Origin of the sequence: Anaerotruncus sp. AF02-27 (assembly GCF_003465835.1) — a bacterium.
GTDB classification, from domain to species: Bacteria; Bacillota; Clostridia; order Oscillospirales; family Ruminococcaceae; genus Anaerotruncus; species Anaerotruncus rubiinfantis.
Window position 1 is genome coordinate 1 of the sequence record NZ_QSBX01000024.1, and the last position, 291, is coordinate 291.

General features: G+C 51.5%; 1 protein-coding gene. It reads right to left on the reverse strand.

Going from position 1 to position 291, the window contains the following annotated elements; all coding sequences use genetic code 11:
- Positions 1-98: 98 nt before the first annotated feature.
- Positions 99-291: hypothetical protein (locus DWV16_RS19415; RefSeq protein ID WP_207661951.1), on the reverse strand; the 193-nt coding region annotated here is incomplete at its 5' end.

The window sequence follows — 291 nt, forward strand, 5'->3', positions numbered from 1 at the left end:
ACTTGCAATAAGGTGTCCTGCGCTTTACGGTATACCCACAATGAGAAGAACCATTGAGCCCAATTTTGGGCCCAATGGCATTGGCTTAAACTTTCAATTCAGCGGAGTGCTCCATTGCTTGCCTGTCCATTGTCCCATGCTTCGAGACAGTCCCGGCCTATCATGTGAATTAACTCGACTGTATTTACACCGGGCACATGACCAATGGCCTTCTGTATCGTATCCGCCTTGTCTGTCGCCCATGATTCCCAGACATCCCGGTACTTCCCGGCCTTCCCGTCGCTCCATGCC